Source organism: Nitratiruptor sp. YY08-10 (assembly GCF_016629565.1).
In the GTDB taxonomy this organism is placed as follows: Bacteria; Campylobacterota; Campylobacteria; order Campylobacterales; family Nitratiruptoraceae; genus Nitratiruptor.
In genome coordinates this window covers 1,122,959-1,140,914 of sequence record NZ_AP023057.1, presented here as the reverse complement: position 1 = coordinate 1,140,914, position 17,956 = coordinate 1,122,959, and the positions used below count along the sequence as shown (strand labels likewise).

At 38.2% G+C, this 17,956-nt stretch carries 12 protein-coding genes and 1 tRNA gene; 9 read left to right on the top strand and 4 right to left on the bottom strand.

All coding sequences use genetic code 11. From position 1 onward, the window contains the following. Positions 1–2: 2 nt before the first annotated feature. Positions 3–89 (bottom strand) — tRNA-Leu (locus tag JG735_RS06070). An 86-nt stretch (positions 90–175) separates the two neighbouring features. After that, entirely contained in the window at positions 176–451 is a 276-nt protein-coding gene (locus JG735_RS06065) for an HU family DNA-binding protein (protein WP_201334191.1), read from the bottom strand. Between the two features lie 191 nt (positions 452–642). Between JG735_RS06065 and JG735_RS06060 the strand changes: the two genes are divergently transcribed. The 3 genes from JG735_RS06060 to acnB all read left to right on the top strand — a co-directional run bounded on the left by JG735_RS06060 (position 643) and on the right by acnB (position 5,950). Continuing rightward, on the top strand, positions 643–2,745 hold the full coding sequence (locus JG735_RS06060) for a DNA translocase FtsK (RefSeq protein ID WP_201334190.1): 2,103 nt from the start codon (positions 643–645) through the stop codon (positions 2,743–2,745). Between the two features lie 109 nt (positions 2,746–2,854). Beyond that, entirely contained in the window at positions 2,855–3,361 is a 507-nt protein-coding gene (locus JG735_RS06055; protein ID WP_201334189.1) for a hypothetical protein, read from the top strand. A gap of 9 nt (positions 3,362–3,370) precedes the next feature. After that, positions 3,371–5,950 (top strand): bifunctional aconitate hydratase 2/2-methylisocitrate dehydratase, encoded by a 2,580-nt coding sequence (gene acnB, locus JG735_RS06050; RefSeq protein WP_201334188.1) that lies wholly within the window; start codon positions 3,371–3,373, stop codon positions 5,948–5,950. A 27-nt stretch (positions 5,951–5,977) separates the two neighbouring features. Here the strand turns inward: acnB and lolA are convergent, their stop codons facing one another. Then, positions 5,978–6,490: a LolA-like outer membrane lipoprotein chaperone gene (lolA, locus tag JG735_RS06045; RefSeq protein WP_201334187.1), complete on the bottom strand. Its 513-nt coding sequence runs from the start codon at positions 6,488–6,490 to the stop codon at positions 5,978–5,980. A 65-nt stretch (positions 6,491–6,555) separates the two neighbouring features. Between lolA and secA the strand changes: the two genes are divergently transcribed. After that, positions 6,556–9,147 (top strand): preprotein translocase subunit SecA, encoded by a 2,592-nt coding sequence (gene secA / locus JG735_RS06040; RefSeq protein WP_236584275.1) that lies wholly within the window; start codon positions 6,556–6,558, stop codon positions 9,145–9,147. Further along, positions 9,140–10,339, top strand: a complete 1,200-nt coding sequence (locus tag JG735_RS06035) for an ABC transporter permease (protein ID WP_201334186.1) — start codon at positions 9,140–9,142, stop codon at positions 10,337–10,339. The genes secA and JG735_RS06035 overlap by 8 nt, the downstream gene beginning before the upstream one ends. Here the strand turns inward: JG735_RS06035 and JG735_RS06030 are convergent, their stop codons facing one another. After that, positions 10,340–12,874, bottom strand: a complete 2,535-nt coding sequence (locus JG735_RS06030; RefSeq protein ID WP_201334185.1) for a DUF3971 domain-containing protein — start codon at positions 12,872–12,874, stop codon at positions 10,340–10,342. Here JG735_RS06030 and mltG point away from each other — a divergent pair. From mltG to JG735_RS06010, 4 genes are all read left to right on the top strand, one after another. Further along, complete coding sequence (gene mltG, locus JG735_RS06025; RefSeq protein ID WP_201334184.1) at positions 12,816–13,775, top strand: endolytic transglycosylase MltG; 960 nt, start codon at positions 12,816–12,818, stop codon at positions 13,773–13,775. The genes JG735_RS06030 and mltG overlap by 59 nt on opposite strands. Before the next feature lie 95 nt (positions 13,776–13,870). After that, a complete protein-coding gene (locus JG735_RS06020) occupies positions 13,871–16,087 on the top strand; it encodes an NADP-dependent isocitrate dehydrogenase (RefSeq protein ID WP_201334183.1) in 2,217 nt (738 codons plus the stop codon). Positions 16,088–16,127: 40 nt separating this feature from the next. Beyond that, entirely contained in the window at positions 16,128–17,084 is a 957-nt protein-coding gene (gene mdh / locus JG735_RS06015) for a malate dehydrogenase (protein ID WP_201334182.1), read from the top strand. After that, on the top strand, positions 17,084–17,947 hold the full coding sequence (locus tag JG735_RS06010; protein WP_201335731.1) for a fumarate hydratase: 864 nt from the start codon (positions 17,084–17,086) through the stop codon (positions 17,945–17,947). The genes mdh and JG735_RS06010 overlap by 1 nt, the downstream gene beginning before the upstream one ends. Positions 17,948–17,956 lie beyond the last annotated feature (9 nt).

Here is a 17,956-nt window from a genome sequence, read left to right as displayed (position 1 = left end):
AATGGTGCCGGGGGTGGGACTCGAACCCACACGGGCAAATGCCCACGAGATTTTGAGTCTCGCGTGTCTACCAGTTTCACCACCCCGGCGACCATTTGGACTGAAATAATAGCGAAATAAATCTTACATTAAATTTAAACTTGAAATTTAAACTTGGGGTTGACCCCAAGTTTAATTATTCCGCTACCGCTTCTTTGAGTTTTTTACCTACTTTGAATTTTACCACTCTTGTTGCCGGAACTTTTACAACTCGGTTTGTGCCAGGAACTTTTGCTTCTCTTGCAGCTCTTTGTGCTGTAGTAAATGTACCGAACCCGATGAATGCTACTTCGTCACCTTTTTTCAAAGCATCAGTGATTACTTCCAATGCCGCATCGATCACTTTTTGTGTGTCTTTTTTGGAAAGGCCAGCTTTTTCAGCTACGATCTGTACGAACTCCGCTTTTTTCATCGCTCTTCCTTTATTATAATTTTTCATTACACTACAATTCTACAAATATTTTTTAAAAATTTCAAGGAATTTAAAGCAATTTATACGGTTTTTGTTACATTTCATGGCAAAATGTTTAATTTTATACTTTAAGTTATGATATTTTTTCTGTTTGGATTATAATTTCATTAAAAAGAAAATAAAGGATATGTGTGAAGCAAATTCTATTTCTTATCGTTGCCGTTTTATTTGTCTATTTGGGTGTATCGACTATTTTTAGTGATTTTCATTTTGTAGGCAAATTGGGTGCTACGTTTGGAAAATATAACAGATTCTATTTCGGACTCCTTTCCTATATTTACCCTTTTGTTTTTTTACTGCCATTGTGGGTTATCTACAGGCAAAAAGTTCTTGATAGGAAAAAGATTGCTTACATTATCATGGGAACATTCATTCTTTTCTTTTCGCTGGTTTTATTGCAAGCTCTTTTGTTGCCACACACATATAATGGTGCATTTGGTCGTGCAATTGTAGATATGTTAACTCCATATATTGGGAGTGTGGGAGTATGGTTGTTATTGATTGTTTTTCTTGCCATTGCATATATCGCTTTGATCAAAGACTTTTTTGAAGATTACATTGAACAAAAATTACAAACGGACAGCGCCATTTCGATACAGAAAACCGAAAGAGCAAAAAAGACAAAAAGTACGAAAAAAACAGACGTCAAAAAAGAGGAGAAGTCACTTGAAAATGTAAAACATAAAGAGACTAAAAAAAGTTCTAAGGGCGAACAAAAAAATGAAAAAGAGGAAAACACCCCCGATACCAATGTCAAGATCGTTCAGGAATTGGAAGAGAATAAAAAGCTTCTTGAAGATATTGAACTGGGCGATGGTGTCGAAAAACCGAAAGGCTTTCGACTCCCTTCAATAGATTTTTTACAAAAAGCACCAAAAACAAAAAATGAGATCAATGAAGCTGAAATCGATAAAAAAGTCAAAGAACTTATAGATAAACTCAAAAAATTTAAAATTGAGGGAGATGTTGTTCGAACATATACCGGTCCGTTGGTGACAACCTTTGAATTCAAACCAGCCCCACATATCAAAGTTTCAAAAATTTTAAATCTTGCAGATGACTTGGCAATGGCTTTGAAAGCGCAAACTATTCGTATTCAAGCACCAATTCCGGGAAAAGATGTCGTAGGAATAGAGATACCAAATAAAGAGTTCCAGACAATATATCTAAGAGAAATAATCGAGAGTGACCTTTTCAAAAAAGCAGCATCTCCGCTTACTTTGGCTTTAGGAAAAGATATTGTTGGAAAACCATTTATTACTGATCTGAAAAAACTGCCGCATCTACTGATTGCTGGTACTACGGGAAGCGGGAAGAGTGTGGGAATCAATGCTATGGTTATCAGCCTGCTTTATAGGAATGCTCCGGAGAAACTCAAACTGATGATGATCGATCCAAAGATGCTTGAATTCAGCATCTACAACGATATTCCACATCTTTTAACTCCTGTCATAACCAGTTCGAAGCAGGCAGTAGTTGCATTGAGCAATATGGTAGGAGAAATGGAGAGACGCTATCAGCTTATGAGCCAGTATAAAACAAAGAATATTGAGAGTTTTAACAAAAAGGCAAAAAAAGAGGGAATTTCTGAACTCCCATATATAGTCGTAATAATTGATGAGTTAGCTGATTTAATGATGACAAGCGGGAAAGATGTGGAGTATTCTATTGCAAGACTTGCACAGATGGCACGGGCGAGTGGGATACACTTGATTGTCGCGACACAAAGGCCAAGCGTTGACGTGGTTACAGGTCTTATCAAAGCGAATCTTCCGGCAAGAATCAGTTTTCGTGTAGGACAAAAGATAGATAGTAAAGTTATTCTTGATAGTATTGGAGCCGAATCCCTCCTTGGACGTGGTGATATGCTTTTCACGCCGCCAGGATCGGCTGGACTTATCCGGTTGCATGCGCCGTGGATCAGTGAGCAAGAGATTGAAACCATTGTTCAATATCTCAAAGAGCAACAAGAACCTGAGTATGATGAGAAGTTTTTGGCCGAGAATATTGGAAGTGGCGATTCAAGTTCAGGAAAAACAGGATCGGAGGATTTGGATGAACTGTTTGAAGAGGCAAAACAGATTGTATTAAGCGAGAGAAAAACTTCCATTAGCTATCTTCAAAGAAGGTTACAAATAGGATACAACAGGGCTGCAAGAATCGTAGAACAGTTAGAAAATATGGGAGTTCTCTCTTCGCCCAATGCGAAGGGGAATCGAGATATTTTGATTTAGTGTTACGAAAATAAACAGTAAAGAATAGCATATGATACATAATGTAACACATTTGTTTTGTGTTGAGAGATGTTTGATACAATATTTATTACAATTATAAGGAGGAACAATGGAAGAGTTCTTAAAGAAGATGGCGCAAAAGGTTGAGCATTTTGAAAAGCTCGTTGAAAAAGAGAAAGAAGAGATTCGAGCAGTTGATGCTAAGCTCAAAGAAGTAAAAGAGGAGTTGGCAAGAATCGAATCTGAAATTCTTCAGGTTTCAAGAGAGTTAAGAGAGCATGAACACAGAGTTCATGATATTTTGAACCATTTGAAACGGATTCAGCAAGCAACTTTGAAAGCTGAAACAGAGCGAGAGATTGAGATGCTCGAAAGAGATCGAGCAAGACTTATGAAAGAACTTGATCAACATAAGCAAATTATCAACGAGCTTAAAGAAAAATATGAAGATTTGACAAATAAAGAGATGAAGCTTTTGGACAAAGAGATGGAGCTAGAAGAGGAGAAGTCTCGGCTCATTCATGAAAAAGAGGTAAATCTTAAAAGACTGGAGCACATCTTGAACCAGTTCCAAAAAAGAATCGATCAATTCAGACACAACTATAATTTACGATAAGGAGAATAGATGGGATTTATTGAAGAGTATAAAAAAGCGGCTGAAGAGCGGGCAAAACTTGGTATTCCTCCAAAACCGTTGACTGCTGAGCAAGTCAATGAAGTCATCAAACTATTGAAGCAGATGCCAATCGTTGAAGAAGAGTTTTTGATGGATCTTTTGCTCAATCGCGTTCCTCCTGGCGTTGATGAAGCGGCATATGTAAAAGCGGCATTTTTGCGTGATATCGTACAAGGACATGCAAAAACAGCAGCCATCAGTCCTAAACATGCAGTTGAAATTTTAGGAACTATGCTTGGAGGATACAACGTTGGTCCTCTTGTAGAGGCTCTTGATCATGAAGATCCTGAAGTTGCGCAGGCTGCTGCCGATGCACTGAAAAAGACGCTTCTTGTATACAATGCATTCAATGATGTTGTTGAAAAGGCAAAAACGAACAAATATGCAAAAGAGGTTTTGGAGTCTTGGGCAAATGCAGAGTGGTTTTTCAGCAGAGATCCACTTCCAGAATCCATCAAAGCGGTAGTCTTCAAAGTACCTGGTGAAACAAACACAGATGATCTTTCTCCTGCAAGTGAAGCTTGGAGTAGAAGTGATATTCCGTTGCATGCACTCTCAATGCTAAAAGCAAAAATGCCGGATGCGCAAGAAACTATCAAAAAACTCAAAGAAAAAGGACTTCCTGTAGCATTTGTTGGGGATGTTGTAGGAACAGGGTCTAGCCGAAAATCTGGTATCAACTCAGTGCAGTGGTGGATCGGTGAAGATATTCCACACGTTCCAAATAAACGAACTGGTGGGATTATCATAGGTGGGATTATCGCTCCGATTTTCTTTAACACAGCAGAGGACTCTGGTGCACTTCCAATTGAAGCTCCAGTTGATAAACTTGAAACTGGTGACGTTATTGAGATCAGACCATATGAAGGAAAAATCCTTAAAAACGGTGAAGTTGTCAGTGAATTCAAACTAAAGCCAAATACGCTTCCTGATGAGTACCGAGCAGGTGGACGAATACCGATGATTATCGGGCGAGGCTTAACACGAAAAGCAAGAGCTGCGCTTGGTATGCCAGAAGAAGATTTCTTCACAAGACCAGAACAGCCAGAAGGCAAAGAGGGCGTAGGATATACATTGGCTCAAAAGATGGTAGGAAAAGCCTGTGGTATGGAAGGTGTTCGTCCAGGAATGTATGTAGAGCCTGAGACTTTAACAGTTGGTAGCCAAGATACCACTGGTGCAATGACCAGAGATGAGATTAAAGAGCTTGCAGCCCTAAGCTTTGGAGCAGATTTCGTATTGCAAAGTTTCTGTCACACAGCTGCGTATCCAAAGCCAGCTGATATTGAGCTACAACACACTCTTCCAGAATTCATTACAAGCCGAGGTGGTGTAAGCTTGAAACCAGGTGACGGGGTTATCCACTCATGGCTCAACAGAATGGTATTACCTGATACTGTTGGAACAGGTGGGGACTCTCATACACGATTTCCGATAGGTATCAGTTTCCCAGCTGGATCAGGTCTTGTGGCATTTGCAGCTGTTACTGGAACGATGCCACTGAATATGCCAGAATCTGTTCTTGTTCGATTTAAAGGTGAGCTTCAACCTGGAATTACTTTAAGAGACCTTGTAAATGCTATTCCATACTATGCAATTAAACAAGGTCTATTGACTGTAGAGAAGAAGGGTAAGAAAAACATCTTTGCAGGAAGGATCCTAGAGATCGAGGGACTTCCTTTCTTGAAAGTTGAGCAGGCATTTGAACTCAGTGATGCAAGTGCTGAACGAAGTGCAGCAGCATGTACGGTACAACTGGATGAAGAGCCGGTGATTGAATATATCAAATCAAATATTGTTTTGATCGAGAAAATGATCGATGCGGGATATCAAGATGCAAAAACCCTTGAGAGACGTAAGAAGAAAATGGAAGAGTGGCTTAAAAACCCAACCCTTATGAAAGCGGACAAAAATGCAGAGTATGCTGCAGTGATCGAAATCGATCTTAATGAAATCACTGAGCCAATCGTTGCGTGTCCAAACGATCCGGATGATGTGGCAACAATTTCTGAAGTACTTGCCGATCCAAACAGGCCACACAAAATCGATGAAGTCTTTGTTGGAAGCTGTATGACAAATATTGGTCATTATCGAGCTTTAGGAGAGATTTTAAAAGGTGAAGGTCAGGTGCCAACAAGACTTTGGATTGCACCTCCGACAAAAATGGATGAGGAAGAGCTTATCGAAGAAGGATACTACTCAATCTTTGGAACAGCGGGTGCACGAACAGAGCTTCCTGGATGTAGTTTGTGTATGGGGAACCAGGCACGAGTTCGAGATGGAGCAACTGTATTTAGTACAAGTACAAGAAACTTTGACAACCGAATGGGTAAAGATGCAAAAGTGTATCTAGGAAGTGCAGAACTCGCAGCAGTAACTGCAATGCTTGGTCGCATTCCAACCAAAGAGGAGTATTTGGATATCGTGACCAAAAAACTAGCCGGTAAAGAGGAGAATGTTTACAGATATCTCAACTTTAATGAACTTGATCAAGATATGCTTGAAGAGATGATTCACAAATATCTCTAATTCTTCGCCGCCTTTTGGCGGCAAAAACTACTCATAAATCACGTCATACGCTGGATCGATTTTGTATATGAACAAAGATGGATCAATCTGTATATTTTGCTTTGGATCGATGAATTGTATGCTAACACGATTTCCAAGATTATCTGTATACTCTATTTTATAAAGTTTGGAATTTTCCAACAAAAGAGTAAAATTTTTGTTTTTATAGACCCCTTCATATCGATTTTTTGAAATCTTTTTTGCATTTTGCAACATTGTATCAAGTGAGAGTGTGTTACCGAGCCGTTTTATAACTGCCTGTTCAATTTCTGGTTCTATAATAACAGCTTTTTTACCGTTTATATAAATCTTTTTTTGGATTGGTGATTCATATTTCCAATAAATATGGTTTGGTGCTTTATACACCACTTCACCTTCATAGGTGATTGTTTTGTTTTGATCATTTGTAATTTGTTGGATAAAATGGCTTTGAAGAGATTCTATCTTGATATCTGCCACAATAGAGATTGCTGAAACAAAAATAATGAGCAATTTTTTCATACTATTCCTTCAGGTTTATTAATTTGTGATAAAATGACACAACGATTTTAAAAAGGAACGCATCGATGATCAAAGGTGTTGTAAATAAGATTTTTGGTACGAAAAATGATCGTGAAATTAAACGATACCAAAAAAGAGTTGCCAAAATCAATGCACTTGAACCAAAATATGAAAAACTAACGGACGAAGAACTCAAAAAAGCTTTCAATGAACTCAGGCAAAAGGTAAAATCGGGCCAAATGAGTATGGACGAAGCGTTAGAGGACTCTTTTGCCATTACACGAGAAGCGAGTAAGCGAGTCCTTGGTATGCGCCATTATGATGTACAGCTAATCGGTGGAATGGTATTGCATGAGGGAAAAATTGCCGAGATGAAAACAGGAGAGGGAAAAACACTCGTTGCCACTCTTGCCGTTGCCCTCAATGCAATGACAGATGAAGGGGTCCACGTAGTAACCGTCAATGACTATCTGGCGAAACGCGACGCAACGGAAATGGGAAAGCTTTACGAATTTTTGGGTTATTCCACGGGGTGTATTACTTCAGAGATACAAGATGACCAAGAGAGAAAAAAGCAGTATCAGTGTGACATCACCTATGGAACCAACAATGAGTTTGGGTTTGATTATTTGCGGGACAATATGAAATACTCACTCGATGAGATTGTTCAAAGAGGACACAATTTTGCGATAGTAGATGAAGTGGACTCCATTTTGATCGACGAGGCAAGAACACCGCTTATCATTTCGGGCCCAACCAATAGAAAACTTGATAATTATGTGAAAGCTGATCAGATCGCCAAACAACTAGAAAAAGATAAACACTTTACCGTTGATGAAAAAGATCGAGTGATTTTATTGACGCAAGAGGGTATTGCAAAAGCTGAAGAGCTTTTTGGTGTGGAAAATCTTTACAGTCTCGAAAACGCTATTTTGGCACACCATCTGGATCAAGCTTTAAAAGCCAACTATCTTTTTCAAAAAGATGTTGATTATGTTGTGAGAGATGGTGAAGTCATCATTGTAGATGAATTTACTGGAAGACTGAGTGAAGGGAGACGATTTAGCGAAGGATTGCACCAAGCTCTTGAGGCGAAAGAGGGCGTTCCCATTCAAGAAGAGAGTCAGACTTTGGCCGATATCACGTTCCAAAACTATTTTCGCCTGTATAAAAAACTAGCCGGTATGACAGGAACCGCACAGACAGAAGCGACTGAGTTCGCAGAAATCTATGGGCTTGAAGTTATATCGATTCCTACCAATAGACCTGTGATTCGAAAAGATCTTGATGATCTCATTTTCAAAACGGAGAAAGAGAAGTTTGATGCGGTCGTTAAAAAGATAAAAGAGTTGCATCAAAAAGGGCAGCCTGTTCTTGTTGGAACAACTTCGATTGAGAAAAATGAGCTTTTGCACAAGCTACTGAAAAAAGAGAAAATTCCTCATGCGGTGCTCAATGCAAAACATCATGAGAAAGAGGCGGAAATCATTGCCCAAGCCGGTCGAAAAGGCGCAGTAACCGTTGCTACCAATATGGCTGGACGTGGGGTTGATATCAAAATCGATGATGAAGTGAGGGAACTTGGCGGTCTTTTTATTTTAGGAACCGAACGCCATGAGAGCAGACGGATTGATAATCAGCTCAGAGGTCGTGCAGGACGTCAAGGAGATCCGGGTGCCAGCCAATTTTTCTTGAGTCTTGAAGATAATCTTCTTCGCATCTTTGGAGGAGATCGAATCAAAAATATCATGAACCGTTTGGGGATTGAAGAGGGTGAGCATATTGAATCCAAAATGGTAACCCGTGCAGTAGAAAAGGCACAAAAACGGGTCGAGAATATGCATTTTGAGTCTCGAAAACATATTTTGGAATATGATGATGTGGCAAACGAGCAGCGAAAAACGATCTACAAGTTTCGTCAAGAGCTTTTGAATCCTGACTACGATATAGCTTCTAAGATTAAAGAGAATAGGGCGGAAGTAGTCGAAGAGCTTTTATCTGTAAGTGAAATTTTTCCTGAGACTCCGAAAGATGATTTTAATCTTGAAAAACTGTCGAAGGTTATCCAAGAGGAACTCGGAACGAAAATTGGTGTTGAGGAAATGAAAGACAAAGAGTATGATGAGCTTAAAAATTTCTTGATAGAGCGTCTTGAAAAAGAGTATGAAGAGAAGATGGGCCAGCTTGAAGAGCAGCAAAGAAGGGAAATTGAGAGAATTCTCTATCTCCAAGTCCTCGACAATGCTTGGCGAGAGCATCTGTACCAGATGGATATTTTAAAAACGGGAATTGGTCTGAGAGGATACAATCAAAAAGATCCTCTTGTTGAATATAAGAAAGAGTCATTCAATCTTTTTATGGAGCTTGTCAACAGAATCAAAAAAGAGGCTATAAAAACGCTTCATCTCATTGAATTGAGAAACGAACAAGAGGAAGAAGAGATACGAAGACTTGAAGAAGAGCTTGCTAAAATGGAAGCACAAATTGCACAAGAAGCTGTCATGCAACATGGAGAAGAGGTAAAGACAGAGCCGGTTGTTACAAAGAAAAAGCCAGCGAGAAATGAACCGTGTCCTTGTGGAAGCGGGAAAAAATATAAGCATTGCTGTGGCAAGAGTGGTCCTAAAAAAGGTATTTTAGCTGCAGCAAATGGATAAACGTTTTGTCAACTATATAGTCCGAAGATATCTACGGTTTGATAAAGAGCAGCCGTTTATTTTTCTTTCTGCTCTTCTTGCATTTTTAGGCATAGCAATAGGCGTCATGGTCCTCATTGTGGCTATGGGTATTATGAATGGAATGGATAAAGAGTTTGAAAAAAAGCTCTTTACTATGAATTATCCCCTCACTATTCTCCCCAAATTCAGCTTAAAAATCGATGAAACAGTTGTACAACAGTTGCATGACAGATTTCCGAATCTCTTGATGAGTCCTTATGTAACGGCCCAAGTTATTTATAAAAAAGGCAATAACTTGGAAGGCGGAGTCATTTTTGGAGTCGATTTTGACAAAGAGCGCCAAATAAATGATGTTTTGAAACAATTTGTCAAGCAACCACCAAAAAAATATGAGATTATTGTCGGGAAAGAGCTATATAAAGAGTTTTATCTCACTCCAAATGAGAAAATTTTTGTTATTTTTCCCAAAAGTGAGCCCAGCGGATTTTCTGTAACGCCGATTTTCAAGCGTTTTAGGGTAAAAGGGTATTTTCATTCGGGTTTGATTGCATACGATAAAGCCTACTCCTATACAACGCTGGAATCGTTACGAAAAATTCTCCATATGAAAAAGAGCGATTTTAGCGGTATCCATATCTACTCTTCTCATCCAAGAGTGGACAAGAAAGAACTCGAATTATTTTTGGGGGATGCATACTCGGTTATAGGATGGTGGCAACTGAACGGAAATTTCTTTTCGGCCCTCGCTATGGAAAAGCGTGCATTGTTTATCGTTCTTATGCTCATTATTCTTGTAGCGTCACTCAACATTGTCAGTTCTCTTTTGATGATGGTAATGAATAGAAGAAAAGAGATAGCGTTACAACTCTCTTTGGGCGCTACGCCAAAAGAGATTGAATCGATTTTTTTTAGACTCGGTTCTATAATAGGAGGATTCGGTATCGTTACAGGTGCTATTCTGGGACTTATTGGAATTTATATTTTGAGCCATTTTGATATTATTCATCTTCCGGCTGATGTCTATGGAACTTCTAGACTTCCGATTGATTTGAGCATTGTTGATTTTTTTTCTGTTATCGCAGGAGCTATCTGTATAACTATCATATCTTCGATCTATCCTGCTAAAAAATCTGTAAAAATCAATATCATTGATGTCTTACGAAATGAGTAGCTAATCAAAGAGTTTGAACGGCAAAAGTAGTGTTCTTTTGATAATATTGAGCGGTGCGTGCAGCGTATCTTTTAATGTTTGGGTTTTGATCTTTGGATTGTCCAGATCGCCTGTGATTTTAATGGTAGTAGAGACACTTCCGTCTTTCCCAAGCAATATATATCCTGCTACGGGGATTTTATTTACAATGTTTGTAACGGATTTCAAAGTTTTTAATTGTAAAACCATGCCAATCTTATTTGCTTTGAGATCAATGATACCTTCTCCGTCAAACGTAGTCGAATTTGAAACAAGATGAAGTTTTTTGATGTATAACAGATCTTTTGAATAGATAAAATTGACATAACCATTTTTTATAAAGAGCCCTTTTGTACTAAATCCAGGATTTTGAAATGTGATGAGAGCGGGGACAGAATTGATAAAAGCAAAAAGATTGTTAAATGCTTTGAGATTTTTAATGTAGGCTCTTTGAATGAGAAAGTGACCTTTTATTTTATTTAAAGGTCCGCGTAATGTAAGTTCATATTCTCCTTGAGACAGAAATTTCATTCCAAAAAGTTTATGGAGTATTTCATCGTGCATAGTTTTTATGGAAAGATTGAAATGATTGTTTTGATAGACAAGTGCATATCGAGTAGGTCCATAATTGCCAGTAAAATGAATCTTTTTCCGATATATCAGATGACCAAATTCGATAGGAAGAATTCTTTTTTTATAAAGAATTTTGGTATTGAATAGTTTCAAAGAGGCTCGAATATCATTGAAGGATGGCTGATTTATCTCTTTTTTCTTTTCAAAAAGTAGATCGAGTCGGAGATCGAGGTTTTTAAGTGATCCATCGATTTTTTTATTTTTGAAAGAGAGTGATATTTTGTGATTGATGTTTATGCTCAATCCCGCATTTCCAACCCTGCCACGGATGAAAAAGTGATCGATGTTTTTCCCATTTTCATAAAAAATACTATTTTTTTTCACCAATTTTGCTTCAAATCGAACGGGTTCGTCGATCGTGATTTTCGTCCATCCTCTTTGTGGATCTATTTTTTGAAGGATTGGCGAATAGGGCTTTATGAGGGTAAGGTCATTCATTTGCACCATAGTATGTCTGTAAAAATAGATGTCCGTATTGAATTTTTTCAAATGTGCTTTGGCGCGTTTGAGATCCAATAGAAGTTCTTCGGTAAGGTTGTCGGCCATAAGGATAATTTGATTTTTTTTCTTGATAGAAACTTCCGCTTCGTTCAAATTGAGTTTGGCATATTCCTTATAAAGATCGATTGTTCCATGGATCTTTGCTTGTACTATAGGTGTAAGTGAGACAAGGGAAGGATGAATGGTGATCAGTTTGTTGTGCAAACTGAAATTTGCAGTGTGTAAAAACAGATCAAAGTTTTGAATATGAATTAAAGAGTTTTTCGTTGTGAACGATCCTTGTATATCTGTAGAGTAGTCATGAAAATAGAGTTTTATCTCTACTTTGCTATCCAAAACTCCTTTTTTATGAATAATAGGGACATGGACATTGTATGAAACAAGGACTTTTTTTATCTCTTTATCAAACTTTGTCTTCATCTTGATAAATATATCAATATAACTACCGGTTTTTCCAAGATGATATATCGTGACTTTTGAACCTTGTAAGGATCTTTTTTGAAATGTGGGTTTATGCAATGTAAAATAGAGATTGTTGTTTTTATAATCAAGTATGATTTTTTTGACAAGTACCGGTTTAATGCCTTTTTGAAAATCAATGATGCCATTGTAGGCTACTGCTCTGCCTTGAAAAAGATTTGGATCGAACCCTTTTTTCAAATCTATTATACCTTTGAAAAATTCCAGGCGATATTTTTGAGCACGTATCTTTTTGCAACTCCACGCTTCGATCTCTTTGTTCACGGGGATTTGCGCAAAAAGATTCTGTAGTTGTCTATTCGTAAAAGGTTTGCTTTTAAGATATATTTTTATAATATCACCAATTTTTGAAAGATGTAGATTTCCTTCGATATTATGTGTATTGAATCTACCTTTGAAGAGAAAATCTTTCGTTGTTGCAATAGCCCGCCCTTGGATTGCTGTTTTATATTTTTGGAAAACAAGGCGTTTGATGTTTGCATATATTCTGTTTTTATCATATTTCAATGTGGTGTCAAGTTTAAATTTTGGTGTGATAAGGGTAAAAAGATTGTGAGCAAAATAGAATTGTATCTTTTGTTTGTGAAGTACAAGTGCTTCTAATTCGATATATTCAAAATATTTGGGGATAAGATTAATGAGATAGAGATTTTTTTTGATGCTTTGAAGAGAAACGTTTGTTTTTGATCGTTCGTCGGATACAAATTCAATTTTTTGGGCTTTGAGAATCAGTTTTTTATCCAGTTTCAGATACAATTTCTTTATATGAACCGGATGGAGATCGAGACGCTCAATATAGATCCCTTTTTTAAGAAAAAAGTAGGTACCTCCTAAAAGGATTAGAGTGGCAAAAAGAGTGCTTAATATTACTTTTGTTATTGTCGAGCTTGTTTTAGTGAGCATTATTGTGTTTCTTTATTATTTTGCAAAGCCTGTGCATATTGAAAGTTCTCAAATACGAATTCCTCCGGGCAATGTGGCTACAACTATATTATATCTAAACAAAGCTATTGTACCCGTAACAAAATTGGATGCGTTAGTGATACGATATTTTGGTTATCCCCAAAAGGGGTGGATTGATATAAAACAGACACATCTTTCAAGACTCGATTTTCTTTATAGACTAACAACATCAAAAGCTGCTCTCTTTTCTGTAAAAGTGATACCAGGAGAAACAACTATTTGGTTTTTTCACCTTTTATCTAATAGGTATAGCTATGATGAAAAAATGTTACAAAAAGTCTATAACAAAGTTGCTCCCTATCCAGAAGGAGTCCTTTTTGCCGATACCTACTATCTGCCGAAAGGGATCGATGAAGAGCATCTTGTGCGTTATCTTGTGCGATATGGACTGAAAAAACATCGAAATATTTCGATGAAAGTTTTTGGGAAATTTGATCAAAAACAGTGGTTCGAAAAAGTGGTAACAATAGCTTCAATAATACAAAAAGAGGCTGCCAACAGGGAAGAGATGCCTATAATTGCCTCTGTTATATATAATAGATTGAGAAAAAAGATGCCGCTTCAAATGGATGGTGCACTTAATTACGGTATCTACTCTCATGTAAAAGTAACGCATCAAAGAATTGCAACCGATACAACGAAATTCAATACATATAAAAATGTGGGGTTGCCGCCTTATCCTGTTTGTATAGTCGGATTGGATGTGATAAAAGCTGCACTCAAACCTGCCAAGACCGATTATCTCTATTTTGTCAAAGGCAAGAATGGAAAGCATCTTTTTTCAAGAAGTTATAAAAACCATTTGAAGCATATACAGAATGTGAAAAAAAGAAACAGATAGACTCCTTTATTTCTATGTCTCCTACAATTTGATGATTCTTATAAGAAGAAGTTGTTACTATTATAGAGTAAATAAATAAAAAAAGAGGAGAAGAAATGAGCAAGGCAAAAATCGTTTGGACAAAAATAGATGAAGCGCCAGCGCTTGCAACATATTCACTACTGCCTATCGTAAAGGCTTTTACAAAAGATTCCGGTGTTGATATCGAGCTTCGAGATATTTCACTGGCAGGAAGGGTGATCGCTGAATTTAGCGATAGACTTCCAGAAGATAAAAAGCAGGCTGATGAACTTGCATATCTTGGTGAACTCGTACTTAAGCCAGAAGCTAATATTATTAAACTTCCTAATATTTCTGCTTCTATTCCACAACTTGTAGCAACTATTAAAGAACTTCAGTCTCAAGGATATGATATTCCAGATTTTCCTGAAGAGCCTAAAACGGCTGAAGAGGTAGAACTGAGAAATCGTTTCGCAAAACTTTTGGGATCTGCGGTAAACCCGGTTCTCAGACAAGGAAACTCTGACAGACGTCTCAGCAAAGCGGTCAAAGAGTATGCGAAAAAATTCCCACATAAAATGAGACCAGTAAGTCCGGATAGCAAAAGCTATGTAGCACATATGGACAAAAACGACTTTTATCAAAATGAACAATCTTTCATCAGCGATAAAGATCAAACAGTCAAACTTGTTTTCGAAGGAAAAGATGGAAAAACTGAAGTACTAAAAGAGGTGGAAGTTAAAAAAGGTGAAGTATTTAGTGCAGCTTCACTGAATAGAAAAACATTGAGAGAATTTTATGAGTGTGTAATTAATGATGCAAAAGAGAAAGATATTCTCTTTTCATTGCATGTAAAAGCTACAATGATGAAAGTATCAGATCCTGTGCTATTTGGTGATGCGATTCGAGTCTATTTTAAAGAACTTTTTGATGAGTTTGGAAAAGAGCTTGAAGAGATCGGATTTAATCCAAACAACGGTCTTGTTGATCTTGAAAACAAACTCTCCAAACTTCCTGAAGGTGTACAAAAAGATATCAAAGATAAAATCCAAGAGATTCTACAAAAAAATGCCAGAATGTATATGGTTGATAGTGATGCGGGAATCACCAACCTCCACGCTCCAAACGATGTGATTATCGATGCATCCATTCCAGCAGTTATCAAGAACGGACTTCAAGGCTGGGGACCGGATGGCAATACAGCCGATACAGTAATCACTGTGCCAGACAGAACCTATGCGAGAATGTATAAAGAAATTGTGTCTGACATTGTTAAAAATGGACAATTTGATCCTGCAAAAGTTGGAACTGTACAAAATATTGGTCTTATGGCGAAAAAAGCAGAAGAGTATGGAAGCCACGATAAGACTTTCTTCCCACCTGAAGATGGATACATCAAAACTATCGATGAAGATGGTAATACGTTGATGTGTCATGAAGTGGAAGAAGGAGATATCTGGAGAGCATACAGTGCAAAAGATGAGGCGATTGTCGACTGGGCCAAATTGGCTGTAAGACGAGCAAAAGAGAGCGGATATCCGATAGTTTTCTGGCTTGACAGCAACAGAGCGCACGATGCGAACTTGATCAAAAAAGTGGTTAGTGTATTGAAAGATGAAGATTTAAATGGTGTGGAATTCCATATTATGGCTCCAGAAAAAGCGATGCGATATACGCTTAGAAGATTTAGAGCTGGACTAGGAACTATCAGTGTAACTGGAAATGTTTTAAGAGATTACTTAACTGACCTTTTCCCAATTATCGAAGTTGGTACCAGTGCAAGAACTCTTTCAATCGTTCCACTTCTAGCTGGTGGTGGTGTATTTGAAACTGGAGCTGGTGGTAGTGCACCAAAACATGTTGAGCAATTCTTGAAAGAGGGTCATCTCAGATGGGACAGCCTTGGTGAATTTATGGCGTTAGTTGAATCACTCAAACTTGCAGTGAAACAAGGAGCAAGTGAGAAAACAACAATCATTGCTGATGCACTCGATAGAGCCGTTGGAAAATATCTCAATAATGACAAAACTCCAAAACGAAAAGTTGGCGAGCTTGATAACAGAGGAAGTCACTATTATCTAGCGACATACTGGGCAGAAGAGCTTGCGACATGTGGAGATAGTGAGCTTGAAGCAAAATTTGCTCCAGTTGCTGAAAAATTAAAAGCAAATGAAGAGCAAATCCTTTCTGAGATTAAAGCAGCAGAAGGCAAGCCAACCGATATAGGTGGTTACTATCATCCAGACGATGCAAAAGCTGAAGCTGCAATGAGACCAAGCAAAATTTTCAATGAAATTATCGACAATATTTAATCATCAGAGGCTTTTGGCCTCTGAAACTAAAGGAGTGTGAATGGCTAAAAGTTCAAAAGTATCTATTGTTGGTGCTGGTGGAAATGTAGGGAGCATCGTAGCGTATTCAGTTGCAATGCAAGGTCTTGCACATGAAGTAATTTTAGTAGATAGAGACAAAGATAGAGCGGAAGGAAAAGCGCTTGATATGAATCAGGCAGCAGCTGCTATGAGAACCCACTCAATAGTTCGAGCTGCAAAAGATTATAGCGACATTGAGGGAAGCAAAGTTGTTGTTATTACGGCAGGATTCCCTAGAAAACCAGGAATGAGCAGAGACGATCTACTGTTTGCAAATGCCGATATTGTAAGCGAAGTAGTAGAAAACGTTGTAAAGCATGCTCCCGATTCAATTATTATCGTTGTAACAAATCCACTCGATACAATGACCTATGTTGCATTAAAAAAGAGTGGCTTTCCAAAAAATAGAGTTATTGGAATGGCTGGGATTTTGGATGGTGCAAGGATGACGCACTTCATATATGAAAAACTTGGATTTGGTGCTGGTCAAATTCGTGCAACTGTCATTGGAGGGCACGGAGACTATATGGTTCCTCTTCCAAGATATTCTACAGTCGCAGGCATTCCAATAACTGACCTTTTAACACCAATTGAGCTTGAAGAGGTTGTAGAGGCAACGAAAAAGGGTGGGGCACAAATTGTACAGCTGATGGGAACGAGTGCCTATTTTGCCCCTGGAAAAGCGACTGCAATTATGGTGGAAGCTATTTTGCAAGATTCTAAAAAAATTTACCCTTGTTCAACTTTGCTTGAGGGTGAGTATGGCGTACATGGTATACCAAATGGTGTGCCAGTAACTCTTGGCGCAAATGGTGTTGAAGAAATTATCGAGCTTCAACTCACACCACGTGAGAAAAAAGAGTTTCAACGAAGTGTCGATTCAGTCAAAGAGCTTATAGATGTGCTTGAAAACCAAAACTATTTTGGAGATAAATGATGCGTACAGTTGCATATGAAGATATTGTAAAAGCGATACGAGATACCATTATCTATTCAACGACGCATCTTAGTGAAGATATGCACAAAGCTTTACAAGAAGCTCTTGAAAAAGAAGAGAGCTTGGTGAGTAAAGCTGTCTTGGAACAGCTTTTAGAAAATGCCGAAATAGCAGCAAAAGAGAACAAGCCACTTTGCCAAGATACAGGACTTGCCATCTTTTTTGTCAAAATGGGTGAAGATGTACGAGTTGAGGGTGGCAGCCTCAAAGATGCGATTTTTGAAGGAACGAAAAAGGGGTATGAAGAGGGATACCTGAGAGCTTCAACGTGTGACTGTTTTACAAGAGCAAATCTCAAAGACAAAATTGGTTACAACCTGCCTCCTGTTATCTATTTTGATATTGTTCCAGGGGATAAAATCGAGATTGAGTTTGCGGCAAAAGGCGGTGGAAGTGAAAATGGAAGCCGGGCTAGAGTTTTGGCTCCTGCACAGGGAAAAGAAGGCATCAAAGAGTTTGTCAAACAAGTTGTCAGTGATGCTGGACCAAATGTGTGTCCTCCGATTGTTGTAGGTGTGGGAATAGGAGGTAGCTTTGATTATGCAGCGGTAATGAGCAAACACGCACTTTTCCGTGATATTGGAACACCAAATCCAGATCCAGAGCTTGATGCATTCGAAAAAGAGATTTTGGAAGAGCTCAATAAACTCGGAATTGGTGCTATGGGTATGGGCGGTACACAAACAGCTTTGGCTGTTCATATCGAAACATATAAACCGGGTCGTATGTGTCATATTGCTTCACTACCTGTCGCGGTTAACATTCAGTGTCACAGTTCTCGACATGCACATATAACCATTTAAGGATGAGCA

Bases quoted from the DNA above. Each gene is read 5' to 3' on its own strand.
- JG735_RS06065 (WP_201334191.1), bottom strand. From the start codon at position 451: ATGAAAAAAGCGGAGTTCGTACAGATCGTAGCTGAAAAAGCTGGCCTT.
- JG735_RS06055 (WP_201334189.1), top strand. From the start codon at position 2,855: ATGGAAGAGTTCTTAAAGAAGATGGCGCAAAAGGTTGAGCATTTTGAA.
- acnB (WP_201334188.1), top strand. From the start codon at position 3,371: ATGGGATTTATTGAAGAGTATAAAAAAGCGGCTGAAGAGCGGGCAAAA.
- lolA (WP_201334187.1), bottom strand. From the start codon at position 6,490: ATGAAAAAATTGCTCATTATTTTTGTTTCAGCAATCTCTATTGTGGCA.
- secA (WP_236584275.1), top strand. From the start codon at position 6,556: ATGATCAAAGGTGTTGTAAATAAGATTTTTGGTACGAAAAATGATCGT.
- JG735_RS06035 (WP_201334186.1), top strand. From the start codon at position 9,140: ATGGATAAACGTTTTGTCAACTATATAGTCCGAAGATATCTACGGTTT.
- JG735_RS06030 (WP_201334185.1), bottom strand. From the start codon at position 12,874: ATGCTCACTAAAACAAGCTCGACAATAACAAAAGTAATATTAAGCACT.
- JG735_RS06020 (WP_201334183.1), top strand. From the start codon at position 13,871: ATGAGCAAGGCAAAAATCGTTTGGACAAAAATAGATGAAGCGCCAGCG.
- mdh (WP_201334182.1), top strand. From the start codon at position 16,128: ATGGCTAAAAGTTCAAAAGTATCTATTGTTGGTGCTGGTGGAAATGTA.
- JG735_RS06010 (WP_201335731.1), top strand. From the start codon at position 17,084: ATGCGTACAGTTGCATATGAAGATATTGTAAAAGCGATACGAGATACC.